This window comes from Pseudomonas sp. Marseille-P9899, from assembly GCF_903166565.1.
Classification (GTDB): Bacteria; Pseudomonadota; Gammaproteobacteria; order Pseudomonadales; family Pseudomonadaceae; genus Aquipseudomonas; species Aquipseudomonas huaxiensis.
Window position 1 is genome coordinate 238,458 of record NZ_CAESCG010000001.1, and the last position, 14,932, is coordinate 253,389.

Consider the following 14,932-nt stretch of genomic DNA (forward strand, 5'->3'; position numbering starts at 1 on the left):
GCGGGTCAACGCACGGTGGCGGCGTCGATGAACTCGTTGCTGGAAGGCGGAATATCGTCGGGCAGGGCGGCCCGGCGCGAGGGTGAGATGAGGTGGGTGTATTCCTCGATCAGCCGGTTCAGCGCCTCCGGCGGCTCGCAGGCGTGAAACTGCATGCGGATCTGCACTTCGTCCGGGTCACGGGTCTCGCCCTGACGTTTGGTCTGTTGGCCGACCTTGACGAAAAAGCGCTGATGGCGGGCTTCCGGGCATTGGTCCGGGGCCGGCCGGGTGTTCTGGATCTTCACTGACAGGTCGACCTGCATCCGCTCCAGCGCCAGCCCACGCGGCGCCACCAGGGCGATCAACGGGATCTTCAGGCTGTGCTGGTCGTCCACCGCCACTTCCACCATCTTCGCTTTCATCGGGGTGCCCAGGGCTTCGGGGTCGTAGTCGAAAAACTGGTCGAACAGCCTGATGTACTGCTGGGCGATCAGGCTGGTGGTGGCGGACGCGGCTTCTTGCAGGCCGCGCGTGATGTCGCACAGGTCACTCGACGCTATCGGTTCCTTGGGGGGCGTTTGATCCACGGGCAGCATTCCTCAGCGGGATGAAAGGACGCCCCGCCGATGAGGGCGGGGCAGGGCGGTCGGGGACGAGGTGTTCAGGCCGTCTGCTGGTCCGGTGCCGGCAGTTTGTTGTCGTCAGGCAGCGCCTCGGGGCTGCGGGCTTCGGTGTTGGGCAGAGTGATGGGTTTGGTGGCGGCGTCGGTGAGGAAGTCGATGACTCGCATCAGGGCCTCCGGCGGGTCCTGGCGCCGGACTTTGGTGCTGACCGCGTAGCGGGCGCGGGTGTCGGTCTTGCGGGTCTGCGTGGACTTGTGGCTGACCTGGCCGCGCACGTCCACCTTGAACGGCCCCCAGCCCAGCGTTGCTCCGAATTCCGCCGAACCTGCGGTTTCACGGGTGCTTTCCGCTTGCTGGCTGACGGTCAGTTCGAAGTCGATGGTGCCTTCTTCCACCACGATGTTCGGGTGGGCGACGGCGGCCAGCAGCGGGATCTGCATCTTGCGCGATACGGTGCCCTTGTAGATGCCTTGCTCGTCGGTGATGGCTTCGTCGTAGTCGAACTGGATGGCGACGGCCTTGCCATCCTTGATGCAGACGCCCATGAGGAAGTCCGCGTAGGATTTGCTGGCGGTAACCTGGGCCTGGATCATGGCTTGCAGCGGGCCGGAGATCATGCGGTCCAGGGGGAGTGCGTTCATTACAGAGCCGATGAGGCCGCTCTCGGGATTTGCCATTCAAGCGTTCCTTTTCTTGAAGTGCGCGGGGAGTCGCGCGGGTTGCCGGCAAGCTGCCGGCAGGTGGTGGGTCAGCGCTGGTGTGCCTCCTGTCGGCGGATGTTGCCGATCTGCCGCAGGCTCAGGCCGTACTTGTTCGCCAGCACGCTGCGGGACAGACCGTTGGAGCTTTCCTGCTGGATCTGCTGGTTGCGCAACTGGCGATTGAAGTGATCGCATTTGGGGATTTCCAGCGCCATGCCTCCGTAGCGCTTGATCAGCGCCTCAAGGGCGTCGGTGGGGAGGATTTCCGCCAGCGAGGTGCGTTCGAGGTGCTTGGGAATGTACTTGGGGCGCCCGCCGTAAATGCTGGTGAGGCGGTAGGCATGTTCGATGCCGATACAGTCGATGAGCATTTGCAGTGATTGCGGAAGTTGCCCGATGTCGATTCGCTTCAGTTCACAGGATTGCATGATGACTTCCTTGTTGTTGGCGTGGTGAGCAAAGGGCCACCGTGTCGGGCCATGCAGGGCTTGAATATCCGTGCCAAGCGAAGAGCGATCGAGCACTGGACTGGGCAGGTGGCGTGAGGTCGATTCTCGATCAGCCGAACCGGGGTCGCTAGGTATCAAGCAGGTCAGCGACGGTAGCCAACGAGTCAAAGAACTGTAAGTTTCATGATCGCCGGTGGTAGGCAGAACCTCTGCTTCGCGATTCCAGCCGTTGTGGTTCGGCGTCACCGCCGCGCAACACGCCACATGTGTTGGCAAAGCTCACTCAGGGACAAGGTTGGCTGACAAGCAGGCTGACCTGGCCCATATGCGGCGCCATGGAGGCTTCATGGAGCTCCGGCAGGGTGCGCCAGTCGACCCACAGGCAGATGGCGCTGAGCGGGGCGCCGCTGAGCATGCCCACCACTTGCGGCTGGAAGTCGCGGCGATAGCGCACCTGGGTGGATTTTGCGGCATCGGCGCTGTCGGCCTGGCGCAGGGTGGTCTTCACCAGCTCGGCGACCTGCGGTTGGGGGAGGGTGAAGTGGGCCATCTCGCCCGGGCTCAGGTGGCCGGCGGCGCGGGTGCGTTGCCAGAGTTGCTGCCACTGGCTGCTGCCGGCGCTGTGGGCGAGGGTGGCGCCGAGGGAGAGCAAGGCGGATTCAGGGAGTTTTTCGGTGTTCAGCGCGTAGGCGCCGAGGCTGGTGGCCAGCGTGAGGCTGCCAAGCAGAAGGCGGATGGACATGGGAGGGTCGGCTCGCTGAGGAGGGCGCAGTGCCCGGAGCCACGCATGCTTTCAGGTACGGAGGGTGTAAAAAACCGGGAAAACATCCTCGGGGCGAAGGCGGCGTTGTATCATGGCGCCCGGCCAGTTCCGGGCCGTCACCACAGTTTGTCGCAAGGATTTACCAATGACTCAACGGCAACGCCTCAAATACTCGATCCTGATGACCCTGGTCCTGCTGGGCGCCATGCTGGGGATGTCCTGGCTGCAGAAGCAAGGCGTGATCACCGAGCAGTTGTTCCAGTACCTGGCCATGGGCCTGGCGGTGATCTTCGTGGTCATCAACGGCATCATGCGCCGCAAGGTCAAACCCTGACGGCAGTCGAGCAGGGCGGCCGGCTTGCGCCGGCCGGTCGCTCAGCGGTTTTGTTCCAGGACGGCGCGCGCCTGGGGGTTGAGGCTGTAGCACTTGTCGCTGCCCATGTTGATCACGCCTTCGACGCACAGGCGCTTGAGCACCTCGCGCACACTGAGGAAGGACAGCGGAATATCCAGCTTCTCCAGTTGGCTATGGATGCCGCGCACGCCGATGCTGCGACCGTCACGGTCAGCCATGTGCAAGGCGTCGATGACCTTGAGCCGGATCAGGCTGGTGCGCAGGCCGAAGACCCGCAGCAGTTCGCGGATCTGCTCGTTGCCAGCGCGTTCCTCGGTTTCCGGGGCTTCGCTCTTGACCTGTAGCGGGGCGTTGACCTTGCGTCTGTAACGCAGCGGTTGAACCGGTTGTTGTTGGTTGTACATTCGAAAAAACTCCCTTTCCAGAGCCTGTCTGTCCTGCGTTCAAAAATGACGCTCTCACCCTATAAGACGAATGAGCGCGGCAAATCTGCAACTTTTCGGAAAAAAAATTCCGCGTTCCTACATGTAACGAAGCAAAGCCCCCTTTACCGTAAATTTTTCATGTGAGCTTCGTTCATTCAGGATGCCCCTAGATCCTGATCCGGCTGGAGTTCGCGTGATCACCATTGCATCCCTTCCAAAACTTTGCCTGGCCACACTGCTCGTCGGCTTTGGCCTTTCGGCCCAGGCCCGGGATGTCCCGGACGACATCCACGCAGAAATCCGTCGAACCACCTTCGGTGTGCCGCATATCCTCGCTAGCGACGACCGCAGCCTGGGCTACGGCATTGGTTACGCCTACGGGCAGGACAACCTCTGCCTGCTGGCCAATGAAGTGCTGACGGTCAATGGCCAGCGCTCGCGCTACTTCGGGCCGCAGCAGCGCACCCTTGAGCAGCGGGAAAACCTCACCAGCGACCTGTTTTTCACCTGGCTCAACACGCCGACCTCGGTGTCGGCGTTCTGGCAGGCGCAGCCGGCGCCGATCCAAGCGTTGCTGGAGGGTTACGCCAAGGGCTTCAACCGTGCGCTCGCCGAGCGCAGCGCCCAAGGGCTGCCGGAGGAATGCCGGCTGGCGCAATGGCTGCGGCCGATCACGGCCTTCGATCTGGTCAAGCTGACCCGGCGCTTGCTGGTGGAAGGTGGCGTCGGCCAGTTCGCGGAAGCGGTGGTGGGGGCGAAGCCGCCAACGGTTGCGGCGCAGCGCGGCAACCACGAATTCCACCTGGCCATGGAGCGGCAACAGCGCTTTGCCCTTGAGCGCGGCAGCAACGCCGTGGCCGTCGGCCGTGAGCGTTCGGCCACGGGGCGCGGCATGCTGCTGGCCAACCCGCATTTCCCTTGGGGTGGCGGCATGCGTTTCTACCAGATGCACCTGACCGTGCCCGGCCAGCTCGATGTGATGGGCGCCGCGCTGCCGGGGCTGCCGGTGATCAATATCGGTTTCAACCAGCACCTGGCCTGGACCCACACCGTCGATGCCTCGCGCCATTTCACCCTGCACCGTCTGCAACTGGACCCGAAAGACCCGACCCGTTACCTGCTGGATGGGCAATCGCTGCCGCTGGACCGGCAGCAACTGAGCGTTACGGTCAAAGGCGCGGATGGCCAGTTGAGCACGGTGACCCGCGAGCTGTTTAGCAGCCGTTTCGGCCCCGTGGTCCAGTGGCCTGGCCGTCTGGACTGGACCTCGCAGGTCGCTTTCAGCCTGCGTGATGCCAACCTCGACAACACCCGCGTGCTGCAGCAATGGCACGCGATCAACCAGGCGGACAGCCTGGCCGCGTTGCAGGACTCGGTGCAGCGTTTGCAGGGCATTCCGTGGGTCAACACGCTGGCCACCGATGCGGCCGGGCAAACCCTGTACATGAATTTCTCGGTGGTGCCCTACGTCGATACCGAATTGCTGGGCCGCTGCAGCGATCCGGCGGCCGGGCTGGAAATGATCGTCCTCGATGGTTCGCGCAGCGCGTGCAACTGGAAGGTCGATGCGCGGGCGGCGCAGCCGGGGATTTTCCCGGCGCAGATGCAACCGCACCTGAGCCGCGCGGACTTCGTCCAGCACTCCAACGACACCGCCTGGCTGGCCAACCCGGCCGAGCCGCTGACCGGCTTTTCGCCGCTGATCAGCCGCGACAGCCTGCCGCTCGGGCCGCGCAGCCGTTTCGCCCTGACCCGTCTGGAGCAGCCCGGCAAACTCGACGCGCAAGACCTCAAGCAGATGGTCATGGACGACCAGGTCTATCTGGCCGACGTGCTGTTGCCTGATTTGCTGAAGTGGTGTGCCGGCGAGCGAGGTGACGCTTCGTTGAAAGCCGTCTGCGACAGCCTGGCGGGTTGGGACCGGCGCGCCAATCTGGAGAGCGGGTTGGGCCTGGTGCACTTCCAGTCGATCATGCAGGCATTGCAGAAACAGGGTGGGTTCTGGCGCGTGCCGTTCAACCCGGCTGATCCCTGGTACACCCCGCGTGGCCTGGCCTATGAGCGTGCCGAAGTCGCGGCGAAACTGCGTGATGCACTACGGGCCTCGGCGCAGCAAGTGGCTCAGGCCGGGCTCGCCGATCAGCGTCAATGGGGGCAGATCCAGCAAGCCGCCGACGGCACGCCGATCCATGGCGGCCCGGCCAACCTCGGCGTGTACAACGCGATCCAGAGTGTCGAAGTGGCGCCGGGCAAGCGCCTGGTGGTCAGCGGCACCAGCTACCTGCAACTGGTGACCTTCGACGACAAGGGCCCGAAAGCCCAGGGCTTGCTGGTGTTCTCTCAGTCCAGCGAGGCCGCTTCGCCGCATGGCAGTGACCAGACTCGCGCCTTCTCGGCCAAAGAGTGGTACCCGACGCCGTTCACCGAAGCGCAGATCAAGGCCGATCCGCAGTACCGCTCCCTGGTGATCCGCGCTACGGACAGCGCCGACATGGCGGCCCAGCGCTAACCGCCATGCCCGGTCAGTTGCTGACGTCGCGCATCAGCAGGGCGTAGGCCAGGTCTGCCTGCTCCGGCACGGGCAGGTAGACCGTGTGGCCATCACCGGGCGCGACCTCGATCGGGTTGCCCAAGCGGTCACGCAGGTCGGCCAGGTCGAAGTGGAAGTTGCCGCCCGGCGTCATCAGCTCCAGGTGGTCGCCGAGGGCGAAGCGGTTCTTCACCTGGACTTCCGCCAGACCGTTGACCCGCTCGCCGGTCAGTTCGCCAACGAACTGCTGGCGGTCCGACACCGAGTTGCCGCGCTGGTAGTTCTGGTACTCGTCATGCACATGGCGGCGCAGGAAACCCTCGGTGTAGCCGCGCTGGGCCAGTGATTCCAGATCCAGCATCAGCGAACGGTCGAATTCGCGGCCGGCCACCGCGTCGTCGATGGCCTGGCGATACACCTGGGTGGTGCGGGCGCAGTAGAAGTGCGACTTGGTCCGGCCCTCGATCTTCAGCGAATGCACACCCATGCGGGTCAGGCGCTCGACGTGCTGCACCGCGCGCAGGTCCTTGGCGTTCATGATGTAGGTGCCGTGTTCGTCTTCGAACGCCGGCATGTCTTCGCCCGGACGGTTGCTCTCCTGCAGGACGAACACCTGCTCGGTGGGCGCGCCGATACCCAGGGTCGGGTCGACTTCGCGGACGATGTCGCCGGTTTCGTTCTCGGTAGCCTCCGTCGCGGTGTATTTCCAGCGGCAGGCGTTGGTGCAACTGCCCTGGTTGGCGTCGCGGCGGTTCATGTAGCCCGACAACAGGCAACGGCCGGAGTAGGCCATGCACAGCGCGCCGTGGACGAACACTTCCAGTTCCATTTCCGGCACGTGCTGACGGATTTCTCCGATCTCTTCCAGAGACAATTCCCGCGACAGGATCACCCGGGTCAGACCCATGCTTTTCCAGAATTTCACGCTGGCCCAGTTCACCGTGTTGGCTTGCACCGAGAGGTGAATCGGCATCTGCGGGAAGTGCTCGCGGACCAGCATGATCAGCCCGGGATCGGACATGATCAGCGCGTCCGGGGCCATGGCGATTACCGGCTCCAGGTCCTTGAGGAAGGTCTTCAGCTTGGCGTTGTGCGGGGCGATGTTGACCACCACGTAGAACTGCTTGCCCTGGGCCTGGGCTTCCTTGATGCCGAGGGCCAGGTTCGCGTGGTCGAACTCGTTGTTGCGCACCCGCAGGCTGTAGCGCGGCTGGCCGGCGTAGACCGCATCGGCACCATAGGCGAAGGCGTAGCGCATGTTCTTCAGGGTGCCGGCGGGGGCGAGCAGTTCGGGCTTGGTCAGGTTGGTCATGATCAGGTCGGGGCAAAAGGCGCGGATGCTACCCCAGCGTCTCTTCGGATTTATTGATCTGGAGCAATGGCACTTTCTCCTTGGCGCCGCGCACTAATGCTCAGAGTGCTAAAGGAGTGGACATGAACGAAACGGCCGTACAACGAAAAACCCTTATCGGGTTACTGGTGCTGGTGACCCTGGCCTTTATCTGGATTCTCCTGCCGTATTACGGCGCGGTGTTCTGGGCGGTGATCCTCGGCATTCTCTTCGCGCCGATGCAGCGCCGGTTGCTGTTGCGCTTCAACCAGCGGCGCAATGTGGCGGCGGCGCTGACCCTGTTGACCTGCCTGCTGATCGCGGTGTTGCCGATGATCATCGTCAGTGGCCTGTTGGTGCAGGAAGGCTCGTCGCTGTACAAGCGCATCGAAAGCGGTGAGCTGGACATCGCCGCGAATGTCGAGCGGTTCAAGGACATGCTGCCGCACGTCGCCCAGCGCACGCTGGAGCGCATGGGCATGGGCGACCTGGAAGGGCTGCGGGACAAGACCGCCAAGGGCGCGTTGCAAGGCAGCCAGTTCTTCGCCAGTCAGGCCTACAGTTTTGGCCAGGGCACCTTCGAACTGATGGTGAGCCTCGGGGTGATGCTCTATCTGCTGTTCTTCTTCCTGCGCGATGGTGCCGAACTGGTACGCAAGATTCGCCAGGCGATCCCGCTGGCCGAGCAACAGAAGCGCCGTCTGCAACTGAAGTTCAACCGGGTGGTGCGGGCGACGGTCAAGGGTAACCTGCTGGTGGCCATTGCCCAGGGGGCGCTGGGTGGCCTGATTTTCTGGGTGCTGGATGTGCCGAGTCCGTTGCTCTGGGCGGTGTTGATGGCGTTTCTGTCGCTGCTGCCGGCGGTGGGGGCGGGGATCGTCTGGGCGCCGGTGGCGGTGTATTTCCTGCTCAGTGGCGCGGTCTGGCAAGGGGTGGTGCTGACGGTGTTTGGCGTCGGGGTGATCGGGCTGGTGGACAATCTGCTGCGCCCGTTGCTGGTGGGCAAGGACACGCGGATGCCTGACTATCTGGTGCTGGTATCGACGTTGGGCGGGCTGGCGGTGTTCGGTCTCAACGGGTTTGTTATCGGGCCGTTGATTGCGGCGCTGTTTGTGTCCAGTTGGGGTATTTACAGCGAGACCCGGCCTCAGGTGCAGTTGCCACCTTGAGGCCGGGGGTCTGTTTTCTGGGGGGCATTGCTGTGAGCTTATCCATTCGATATGGCGAGGCTGCCGGCCCCTTCCGCCTTTACGGCGGGTCCTTTTGTCTTGGCAAAATGGACGAAAACCGCTGGCTCCTGCATCCGGCCCTACGCTGCGCTTCGGGTTCCCTCCCTCCGGTGTTTTGCGGGGCCACGCGGCCTACGACTTGCAAGCAAGTCTACATCTCGCGTCTTCGGCTAACGCCGAAGGGTGCTTCGCACCTGCCCCTTCAGACACCTCCACTCGGCCTCCTGACGTCGCACTTTGTGTCGTCTGGGCTTTCGTGCATGAAGAGCAAGAGCAAAAAAGAGCAAATCGATGGTTTCACCAGGCTGTGATTTCGAAGATCCGTCAGTACAGGCGCCGCCCGTAACTTCGCGACTTCAGGAGGCCGAGCGGAGGTGCCTGTAGGGGCAGGTGCGCAGCACCCTTCGGCGTTAGCCGAAGACGCGAGATGTAGACTTGCGAAGCAAGTCGTAGGCCGCGTGGCCCCGAAAGGCGCCGTAGCGAGGGGACCCGGAGCGCAGCGTAGGGCCGGATGCGGGAGCGAGCGGTTTTGCCTACTTTTTCCAAGAAAAAAGTCGGCCGCCGTAAAGGCGGAAGGGGCCGGCAGCCACGCCATATCGAATGGATAAGCCCACAGCGCCGACACCCAAAAGCCCAAAAATAATCCCCGGGATTTCGTTAACGGAAGCTGTAGGAAACACCAGCGTAGACCCCGAAGCCTTCGCCCGGAACAGAGCGCGCCACATCGGCGCCTCTGTCGTTGTAGCCCGGAACCACGATGGCGGCGTAACGCTTGTTGGTCAGGTTGCGCAGGTCCAGCCAGGTCTGCCAGTCCTGTTTCGGCGCGTTGTAACCGACGGTAGCGCCGAGCAGGGCGTAGGCATCGGCGTTGTAGCTGTTGGCGTAGTCAACCTGGACTTTCGACGCCATCTGGGTATTCAGCCCGGCATAGAACCCGCTCGGCAGGTCAAAGCGCAGTTCCGCCTGGTAATAGTGCATCGGCAGGCCGGGCAGGCGGTTGTCGCCGAAGACTTTGTCGTCGCGGTAGTGGAAGTCGCTGAAGGTGTAGGCCTGGCGCAGCGAGAGTTTGCCGACCGCCGCGCGTTCCCAGAGCAGGCTGTCGAGGGCGGCTTCGACGCCCTGGTGGGTGGTCGGGCTGGCGTTGAATTCGCCGACGATTGCTGCGGTGGTCTGGGTTGCCGCCTGGGTTTCCACGGCCAGCAATTCGTGACGGACCTTGGCGTAGTACCACGCCAGATCCCAACGCCCCAGATCCGAATCGCCACGGGCACCCAACTCCAGGGTGGTCGCGGTCTGGTTCTGCATTTCGATCGGCTGGGTCTGGGTCGGCGCGCTCCAGATCAGCGACCACGGATGCGGCGGTTCTACCGAGCGGCTCAGGTTGCCATAGACCTGCAGCGCCGGGCTCAGGTCGTAACGCAGGCCGAGACGCGGCGCGTAGTCCCAGTCATGTTGGCTGACCTTGCCGCCGGAAACCGGGAAGGTGACGTCGCTCTCGCGGCGGGTGTAGATCGCCGCCAGACCGCTGGTCAGCCACAGGTCGGGGATCAGTTCCAGTTCGTTGCCGATATGCAGAACGGTGTCCGAGCCCTGGTAGCTGAAATCGCGGGTTTTTGCCCCGAATACGCCATTCACCCGCGAATATTGCGACGCGCCGCTGTTGGGCAGGTGCTTGGTGGTGCGCCAGCCGATGGTGGTTTTGCTCTCGTGCCCGAACAGGGTGTGGCGGCGCTGATAATTCAGGGTGCCGCTGACATCGGTGTAGGCGACCTTCAGACGCATCGGGCCTTCACGCAGATCCATCGGATAGTCGTGATAGACAAGGCCTGCTTCCAGTTGCGAATCGTCGTCGAGGTAGAAGGTGGTCTTGTTGCCCAGCCAGGTGCTGCCCGGCTGCGGACGGTTGTCGTCGCGGGTCAGGTATGCCGGGTTGGCGGCACGCGGGTGGTGCTTGATCTGGTCCTGGGTCACGCGGCCGGCCAGTTCGTTATCGGTCTCCCGGTAGCGCAGGTAGAAGCGCGTTTCCAGATTGGGGTTGAAGCGATAGCCGACATTCGCGGCGACACCTTTGCTGCTGCCGCTGCTGTGGTTCTGGTAGCCGTCGTACTCCGAGTCGGTGAGGGCGACGTAGTAATCGAGGTCGCCCAGCACCTGGCCGGAGCTGATCTGACGTTTCATGTAACCGCGGCTGCCGGCTTCGTAGCGCAGTTGCAGTGGCGCGGCGTCATGGCCGGTGTGGGTCACGTAGTTGATCGCGCCGCCCAGGGCCAGGGCGCCACGGTCGAAGCCGTTGGCCCCGCGCAAGACTTCGGCGCGGCTCAGCCAGAGTGGTTCGAAGAGTTCGTAGGGTGTGCCGCCCGGCCCGGTCAGTGGCAGGCCGTCGAACATCACATAGGTGCCGGAGCCATGGGCGCCCGGCGCGCGGTTGATCCCCGAGCCGCGGATCGACAGCTTGACGCCATCGTTGCCGGCGGATTGGGCGAACACCCCGGGCTGATAAGCCAGCACATCCTGGTTGCTCGCGACCCGGCCTTGTTCGACCCGGCTCATGTCTACCAGGTTGGTCCCGCCCGGTACTTCACGCAGGCGCTCTTGCGCTGCGTGCAACTCGTCCTGTTGTTTTTCCTGGATTACCACCTGGCCGAGTTCAACGGTATCAGCGGCTTGGGCGGCAGCGCCGCCGGCGAGGCTCAGGCCAAGCAGGTACAGGGAGGAATGCAGGGACAAGGGGGAAGGCATCTTACAGCTCCAACGGATTTGGTCTGGCAGGCAATGTGAGATCAGACGAACGAAAGCCCTGTGAAATCACCACAATCTTCCGCTTTCGAAGCAGGACTTTCCCTCGCTGATATGTAGTCGCGCTGGCTACAGGTTGTGCGACTGGTCCGACACGGCGTCACCTTCGTATCGTTCGGGCATCGTCAATCGGCCCGCGAGATCAGGGCCACGTGCACGGAGAGAGACATGCCATCCGACCCTGTAACCCCGGCCCTGGCGGCCGCTGATCCACCGTCGTTGACCAAGCGAGAAGGGGAAGTGCTGTTCTGGTGTTCCTACGGAAAAACCTCGTGGGAAATTTCCAAAATTCTTGAATGCAAGGAATCGACCGTGAACTTTCATGTCGGCAACGTGCTGCGCAAGCTGTCTGTGCATTCGCGGGTGGCGGCGGTGATCAAGGCGCTGCGTTACGGCATCCTCAATCATCAGTCGGACCTTTCGTGAGCCGGGGAGTGGTCATGCAATCCAATGATTCCTGTCTCGCGGCCCACGCAGACAATCATCTTTATCTGGTGGCCAGCGATCCGTTCTGGCCAACCATCGATCTGCGCTTGATCCGCGAGCAGTTGCAACTACCCGCGGACATTGGCCACGCCCGCCTCGAAGTGGCGACGCGGATGGCTGCGTCGAGTGTGGTGAAGGAGTTTCTGTCGTGGCGCCAGGCCTTGCGCGGACGTGGCTACAAAACGCTGCTCGACCTGCCGGGTGATGGCAAGCGGCCCACCCTGGCGCAGCTTTACTGGCGTGCGGTGGCGGAAGCGACCCGGTTCGAGCTGGGCAAGCAGGTTACGGTCGTCGAGTGCCCACGCCGCCGCCTCAAGGCAGCAAAAGGGGCGCGCGATGAGTGATCCGACCTCGGCCAATCTTTCCAGTCTTTTCGTTGGGCTCGGGCTGGCCTCGGCGTTGCCGACGGTGGACGGTGACGTGGTGTTCGGCGCGCTGCTTGGCGCCTGGCTGGTCGCCAGTACCCGCGGCCTGCTGAAGGCCTGGCAGCGCATGGGTTCGCTGTTTCTGTCGGCGGGGGTTGGCTATCTCTTCACCCCGCTGATGCGTTCGATCGCCCCGTTTCTGTCTGGCGGTGAGGCGGCGTTCATTGGCGCGGTGGTGGTGATCCCGATCGTCATCAAGGTGATGATCTGGATCGACGGCGCGGACCTTCGCGAAATTATCCAGCGCTTGCGGGGTGGGAGTTGAGCGCGGCGGCTAGGCGTTGCGGTGCGGTAACAGGCCGGCGATTTTTTCCATCTGCCGCTCCAGCTCGCGCAGGCGCTGCTTCTCCTGGATGGCCAGGGTGATGGCGTGCAGGTCGCTCGGGTCGAGCAGGCGCAACTGGGTGATCAGCTGTGTCTCCCATTCCGGGTCGAGCGAGGTGTTTATCGCGTGCTGGGCGGCAGTGCGAAATTTCGGCCCTTCGCCGACCAACAGCCAGTCGAGGCAAATGCCGTGCTTTTCGGCAAGATCTACGCATATCGCGTAAGGAATGCTGTCGCGGCCTTTCCAGCTGCTGACGGTTTGCGGGCTTACGCCAAGTGCGGATGACAGGCCTGAATCGGTGGTTGACTGGGTCACGAGCTTCATTCTGGCAAGAACCGCAGCAAATCCATTAATACTCATAACGAGTAATCCTGTGGGGTGCTGATATAATGTTCGGCAAAAAAATATGCAAATCGCATTCTCTCTCTTTGCAACATCGAGCACTACTCGTTTGGGGAAATTAAATGTCGGAAGTTTCCATCATGAGAATAGGAAATTTCTCTGCTTGGGCGTTTTGAGCTTACAGGAGATTGGAATAGGAATGAATTACCGTCAGAACAGCGGCGTGTGCAGCCTCTCGCCGAGGGGGCTGCAGTGAGTACTTACAAGCTCGTATGCCCGCATCGCAAAAGCCGCATGCGTATCCGCACCAGCGAGGGCCGGCACATTTTCCTGCGGGTAGCCTACTTGCAGTGCACCACGGAAGCCTGCGGCTGGTCGGTACGGGCCGAATTCGAAATGACGCACGAGCTGTCCCCCAGCGGCATGCCCAACCCGGAGGTGCATCTGCCGCGTGCCGACAGTGAGTTGCGACGCGCGGCTTTCCCTGCACCCCTGCCGGAAGGGACGGGCCAGGAGGGCATGAGTCTGTGATGCAGGTCGATTGACGGGGAAGGGATCTTCGTCGAAGGGGTACGCGGTCCCTGTCAGCCGGTGTCTGGCTGAGGCAGGATCTGGCGTGACGTTGCCAGGGAAGGAGGCAATCGTAATGTCGTGGAAAAAAAACACCCCGCCGAAGCGGGGTGTTTGTCTTTCCGGGACTATCAGCCGACCAGTTGCAGGCCAGCGTGTTGCACCAGGTCCAGCAGCGGCTGCGGATAGACGCCGAGGACGAAGGCCAGGATCGCGATGGCCAGCAGCATGACGCCGCCGGTGCGCTGTTCCCAGTTCAGTGGTGCATCGTGACGACGCAGGTTCGGCTCGATCAGGAACAGGGTGACCATGACGCGCAGGTAATAGAACACGCCGATGGCGCTACCGATTACCAGGGCACCGACCAGCCACCACAGTTGCGATTCGACGCCGGTAGCGATGATGTAGAACTTGCCGATGAAGCCTGCGGTCAGCGGGATACCGGCCAGCGACAGCATCATCACGGTCAGTACGGCGGTCAGGTACGGACGGCGCCAGAACAGGCCGCGGTACTCGTACAGGGCGTCCGCGTCACGGCCGTTGTACGGCGAGGACATCAGGGTGATCACGCCGAAGGCGCCGAGGCTGGTGATCACGTAGGTGACCAGGTAGACGCCGATGGCTTCCACCGCCAGGCCCTTGCTGGCCACCAGGGCGATCAGCAGGTAACCGAAGTGGGCGATCGACGAGTAACCGAGCAGACGCTTGAGGTTGCTCTGGGTCAGGGCCAGCAGGTTACCCACCAGGATCGAGGCAACCGCGATCACCGACAGTACGGTGGTCAGCACGCCGCTGCTGGCAGCAGGGGAGAGCATGAACAGGCGTACCACGACAGCGAACACGGCAACTTTCGACGCGGTGGCCAGGAAGGCCGCGACCGGTGCCGGAGCACCTTCGTAGACGTCCGGCGTCCACAGGTGGAACGGCACCAGCGACAGCTTGAACGCCAGACCGACCAGCATCATGCCCAGGCCCAGTTGCGCGAGCAGGCTCGGCATGTTGGTGGCGGCCAGCGCCTTGCCGATGCCGTCGAAGCTCAGGCTGCCGGCATCGCTGTACAGCAGCGCCATACCGAACAACAGGAACGCGGAACCTGCGGCCGAGAGCACCATGTACTTGATGCCGGCTTCCAGCGAACGCTTGTTGAAGAAGGCATAGGCGACCAGCCCGTAGACCGGCACCGACAGCAGTTCCAGACCGATGAACAGGCCCGCCAGGTGTTGCGCGCTGACCAGAACCAGACCGCCGAGCGCTGCCATGAGGATCAGCAGGTAAAGCTCTTCGCGGTTGCCCGGATAGCCTTTGCCGCCTTCGCCAAGGTAGGCATGGGCGAGGGTCACGCAGGCCAGGGTGGCGACCAGGATCAGCGCCATGTACAGGCAGGCGAACTTGTCGATGGTCAGCAGCGGGGTGACCGCCAGAGGAACGATCTTCAGGACCGGCAGGATCGACAGCAGGGCCAGGTTCAGGCCCACGGTCGACAGCAGGAAGGTTTGCGAGTGATTGCGGCGCCAGGCGATTGCCAGCATCACCACGACAACGGTGATGGTGGTAATCAGCAGCGGCGCAAGCGCGATAAAGTGTTGAATCGTCAGGTCCAT

Annotated in this window: 16 protein-coding genes; 7 read left to right on the plus strand and 9 right to left on the minus strand. The window is 63.0% G+C overall.

Annotated features, from left to right (window positions below):
* Positions 1 to 5 precede the first annotated feature (5 nt).
* The 4 genes from HWV67_RS01130 to HWV67_RS01145 form a co-directional block, all read right to left on the minus strand.
* Positions 6 to 542, minus strand: coding sequence for a DUF2589 domain-containing protein (locus HWV67_RS01130; RefSeq protein WP_256680048.1), 537 nt, complete (start codon positions 540 to 542; stop codon positions 6 to 8).
* 101 nt (positions 543 to 643) lie between these two features.
* Positions 644 to 1,282: a DUF2589 domain-containing protein gene (locus HWV67_RS01135; RefSeq protein WP_175649563.1), complete on the minus strand. Its 639-nt coding sequence runs from the start codon at positions 1,280 to 1,282 to the stop codon at positions 644 to 646.
* Between the two features lie 71 nt (positions 1,283 to 1,353).
* On the minus strand, positions 1,354 to 1,734 hold the full coding sequence (locus HWV67_RS01140; protein ID WP_175649564.1) for a Mor transcription activator family protein: 381 nt from the start codon (positions 1,732 to 1,734) through the stop codon (positions 1,354 to 1,356).
* Positions 1,735 to 2,038: 304 nt separating this feature from the next.
* Positions 2,039 to 2,497: a hypothetical protein gene (locus HWV67_RS01145; RefSeq protein ID WP_175649565.1), complete on the minus strand. Its 459-nt coding sequence runs from the start codon at positions 2,495 to 2,497 to the stop codon at positions 2,039 to 2,041.
* A 166-nt stretch (positions 2,498 to 2,663) separates the two neighbouring features.
* On the opposite strand from HWV67_RS01145, the gene HWV67_RS01150 reads away from it, so the two are divergent.
* Positions 2,664 to 2,852, plus strand: coding sequence for a hypothetical protein (locus HWV67_RS01150; RefSeq protein ID WP_175649566.1), 189 nt, complete (start codon positions 2,664 to 2,666; stop codon positions 2,850 to 2,852).
* Between the two features lie 41 nt (positions 2,853 to 2,893).
* On the opposite strand, the gene HWV67_RS01155 is transcribed toward HWV67_RS01150, so the two are convergent.
* The gene (locus HWV67_RS01155) at positions 2,894 to 3,277 is read right to left on the minus strand and encodes a fe2+ zn2+ uptake regulation protein (protein WP_095157241.1); all 384 of its coding nucleotides are present in this window, start codon (positions 3,275 to 3,277) and stop codon (positions 2,894 to 2,896) included.
* Positions 3,278 to 3,491: 214 nt separating this feature from the next.
* On the opposite strand from HWV67_RS01155, the gene pvdQ reads away from it, so the two are divergent.
* Positions 3,492 to 5,807, plus strand: a complete 2,316-nt coding sequence (gene pvdQ / locus HWV67_RS01160) for a bifunctional acylase PvdQ (protein ID WP_256679987.1) — start codon at positions 3,492 to 3,494, stop codon at positions 5,805 to 5,807.
* Positions 5,808 to 5,820: 13 nt separating this feature from the next.
* Here the strand turns inward: pvdQ and trhP are convergent, their stop codons facing one another.
* The gene (trhP, locus tag HWV67_RS01165; protein ID WP_175649568.1) at positions 5,821 to 7,140 is read right to left on the minus strand and encodes a prephenate-dependent tRNA uridine(34) hydroxylase TrhP; all 1,320 of its coding nucleotides are present in this window, start codon (positions 7,138 to 7,140) and stop codon (positions 5,821 to 5,823) included.
* A gap of 122 nt (positions 7,141 to 7,262) precedes the next feature.
* Here trhP and HWV67_RS01170 point away from each other — a divergent pair, with 122 nt between their 5' ends.
* Entirely contained in the window at positions 7,263 to 8,327 is a 1,065-nt protein-coding gene (locus HWV67_RS01170) for an AI-2E family transporter (protein WP_175649569.1), read from the plus strand.
* 717 nt (positions 8,328 to 9,044) lie between these two features.
* Here the strand turns inward: HWV67_RS01170 and HWV67_RS01175 are convergent.
* Complete coding sequence (locus tag HWV67_RS01175) at positions 9,045 to 11,126, minus strand: TonB-dependent receptor family protein (RefSeq protein WP_175649570.1); 2,082 nt, start codon at positions 11,124 to 11,126, stop codon at positions 9,045 to 9,047.
* Positions 11,127 to 11,351: 225 nt separating this feature from the next.
* On the opposite strand from HWV67_RS01175, the gene HWV67_RS01180 reads away from it, so the two are divergent.
* The 3 genes from HWV67_RS01180 to HWV67_RS01190 are packed head-to-tail and all read left to right on the plus strand — an operon-like array spanning position 11,352 to position 12,359.
* A complete protein-coding gene (locus tag HWV67_RS01180; protein WP_095157246.1) occupies positions 11,352 to 11,609 on the plus strand; it encodes a helix-turn-helix domain-containing protein in 258 nt (85 codons plus the stop codon).
* 14 nt (positions 11,610 to 11,623) lie between these two features.
* Positions 11,624 to 12,013 (plus strand): head completion/stabilization protein, encoded by a 390-nt coding sequence (locus HWV67_RS01185; RefSeq protein WP_175649571.1) that lies wholly within the window; start codon positions 11,624 to 11,626, stop codon positions 12,011 to 12,013.
* Positions 12,006 to 12,359, plus strand: coding sequence for a putative holin (locus HWV67_RS01190; RefSeq protein ID WP_095157248.1), 354 nt, complete (start codon positions 12,006 to 12,008; stop codon positions 12,357 to 12,359). Before HWV67_RS01185 ends, HWV67_RS01190 begins: the two co-directional genes overlap by 8 nt.
* Before the next feature lie 9 nt (positions 12,360 to 12,368).
* On the opposite strand, the gene HWV67_RS01195 is transcribed toward HWV67_RS01190, so the two are convergent.
* On the minus strand, positions 12,369 to 12,779 hold the full coding sequence (locus HWV67_RS01195) for a helix-turn-helix domain-containing protein (RefSeq protein WP_175649572.1): 411 nt from the start codon (positions 12,777 to 12,779) through the stop codon (positions 12,369 to 12,371).
* A gap of 234 nt (positions 12,780 to 13,013) precedes the next feature.
* Here HWV67_RS01195 and HWV67_RS01200 point away from each other — a divergent pair, with 234 nt between their 5' ends.
* The gene (locus tag HWV67_RS01200) at positions 13,014 to 13,292 is read left to right on the plus strand and encodes an ogr/Delta-like zinc finger family protein (RefSeq protein WP_175649573.1); all 279 of its coding nucleotides are present in this window, start codon (positions 13,014 to 13,016) and stop codon (positions 13,290 to 13,292) included.
* Between the two features lie 170 nt (positions 13,293 to 13,462).
* Here the strand turns inward: HWV67_RS01200 and nuoN are convergent, their stop codons facing one another.
* On the minus strand, positions 13,463 to 14,932 hold the full coding sequence (gene nuoN, locus HWV67_RS01205) for an NADH-quinone oxidoreductase subunit NuoN (RefSeq protein WP_110973226.1): 1,470 nt from the start codon (positions 14,930 to 14,932) through the stop codon (positions 13,463 to 13,465).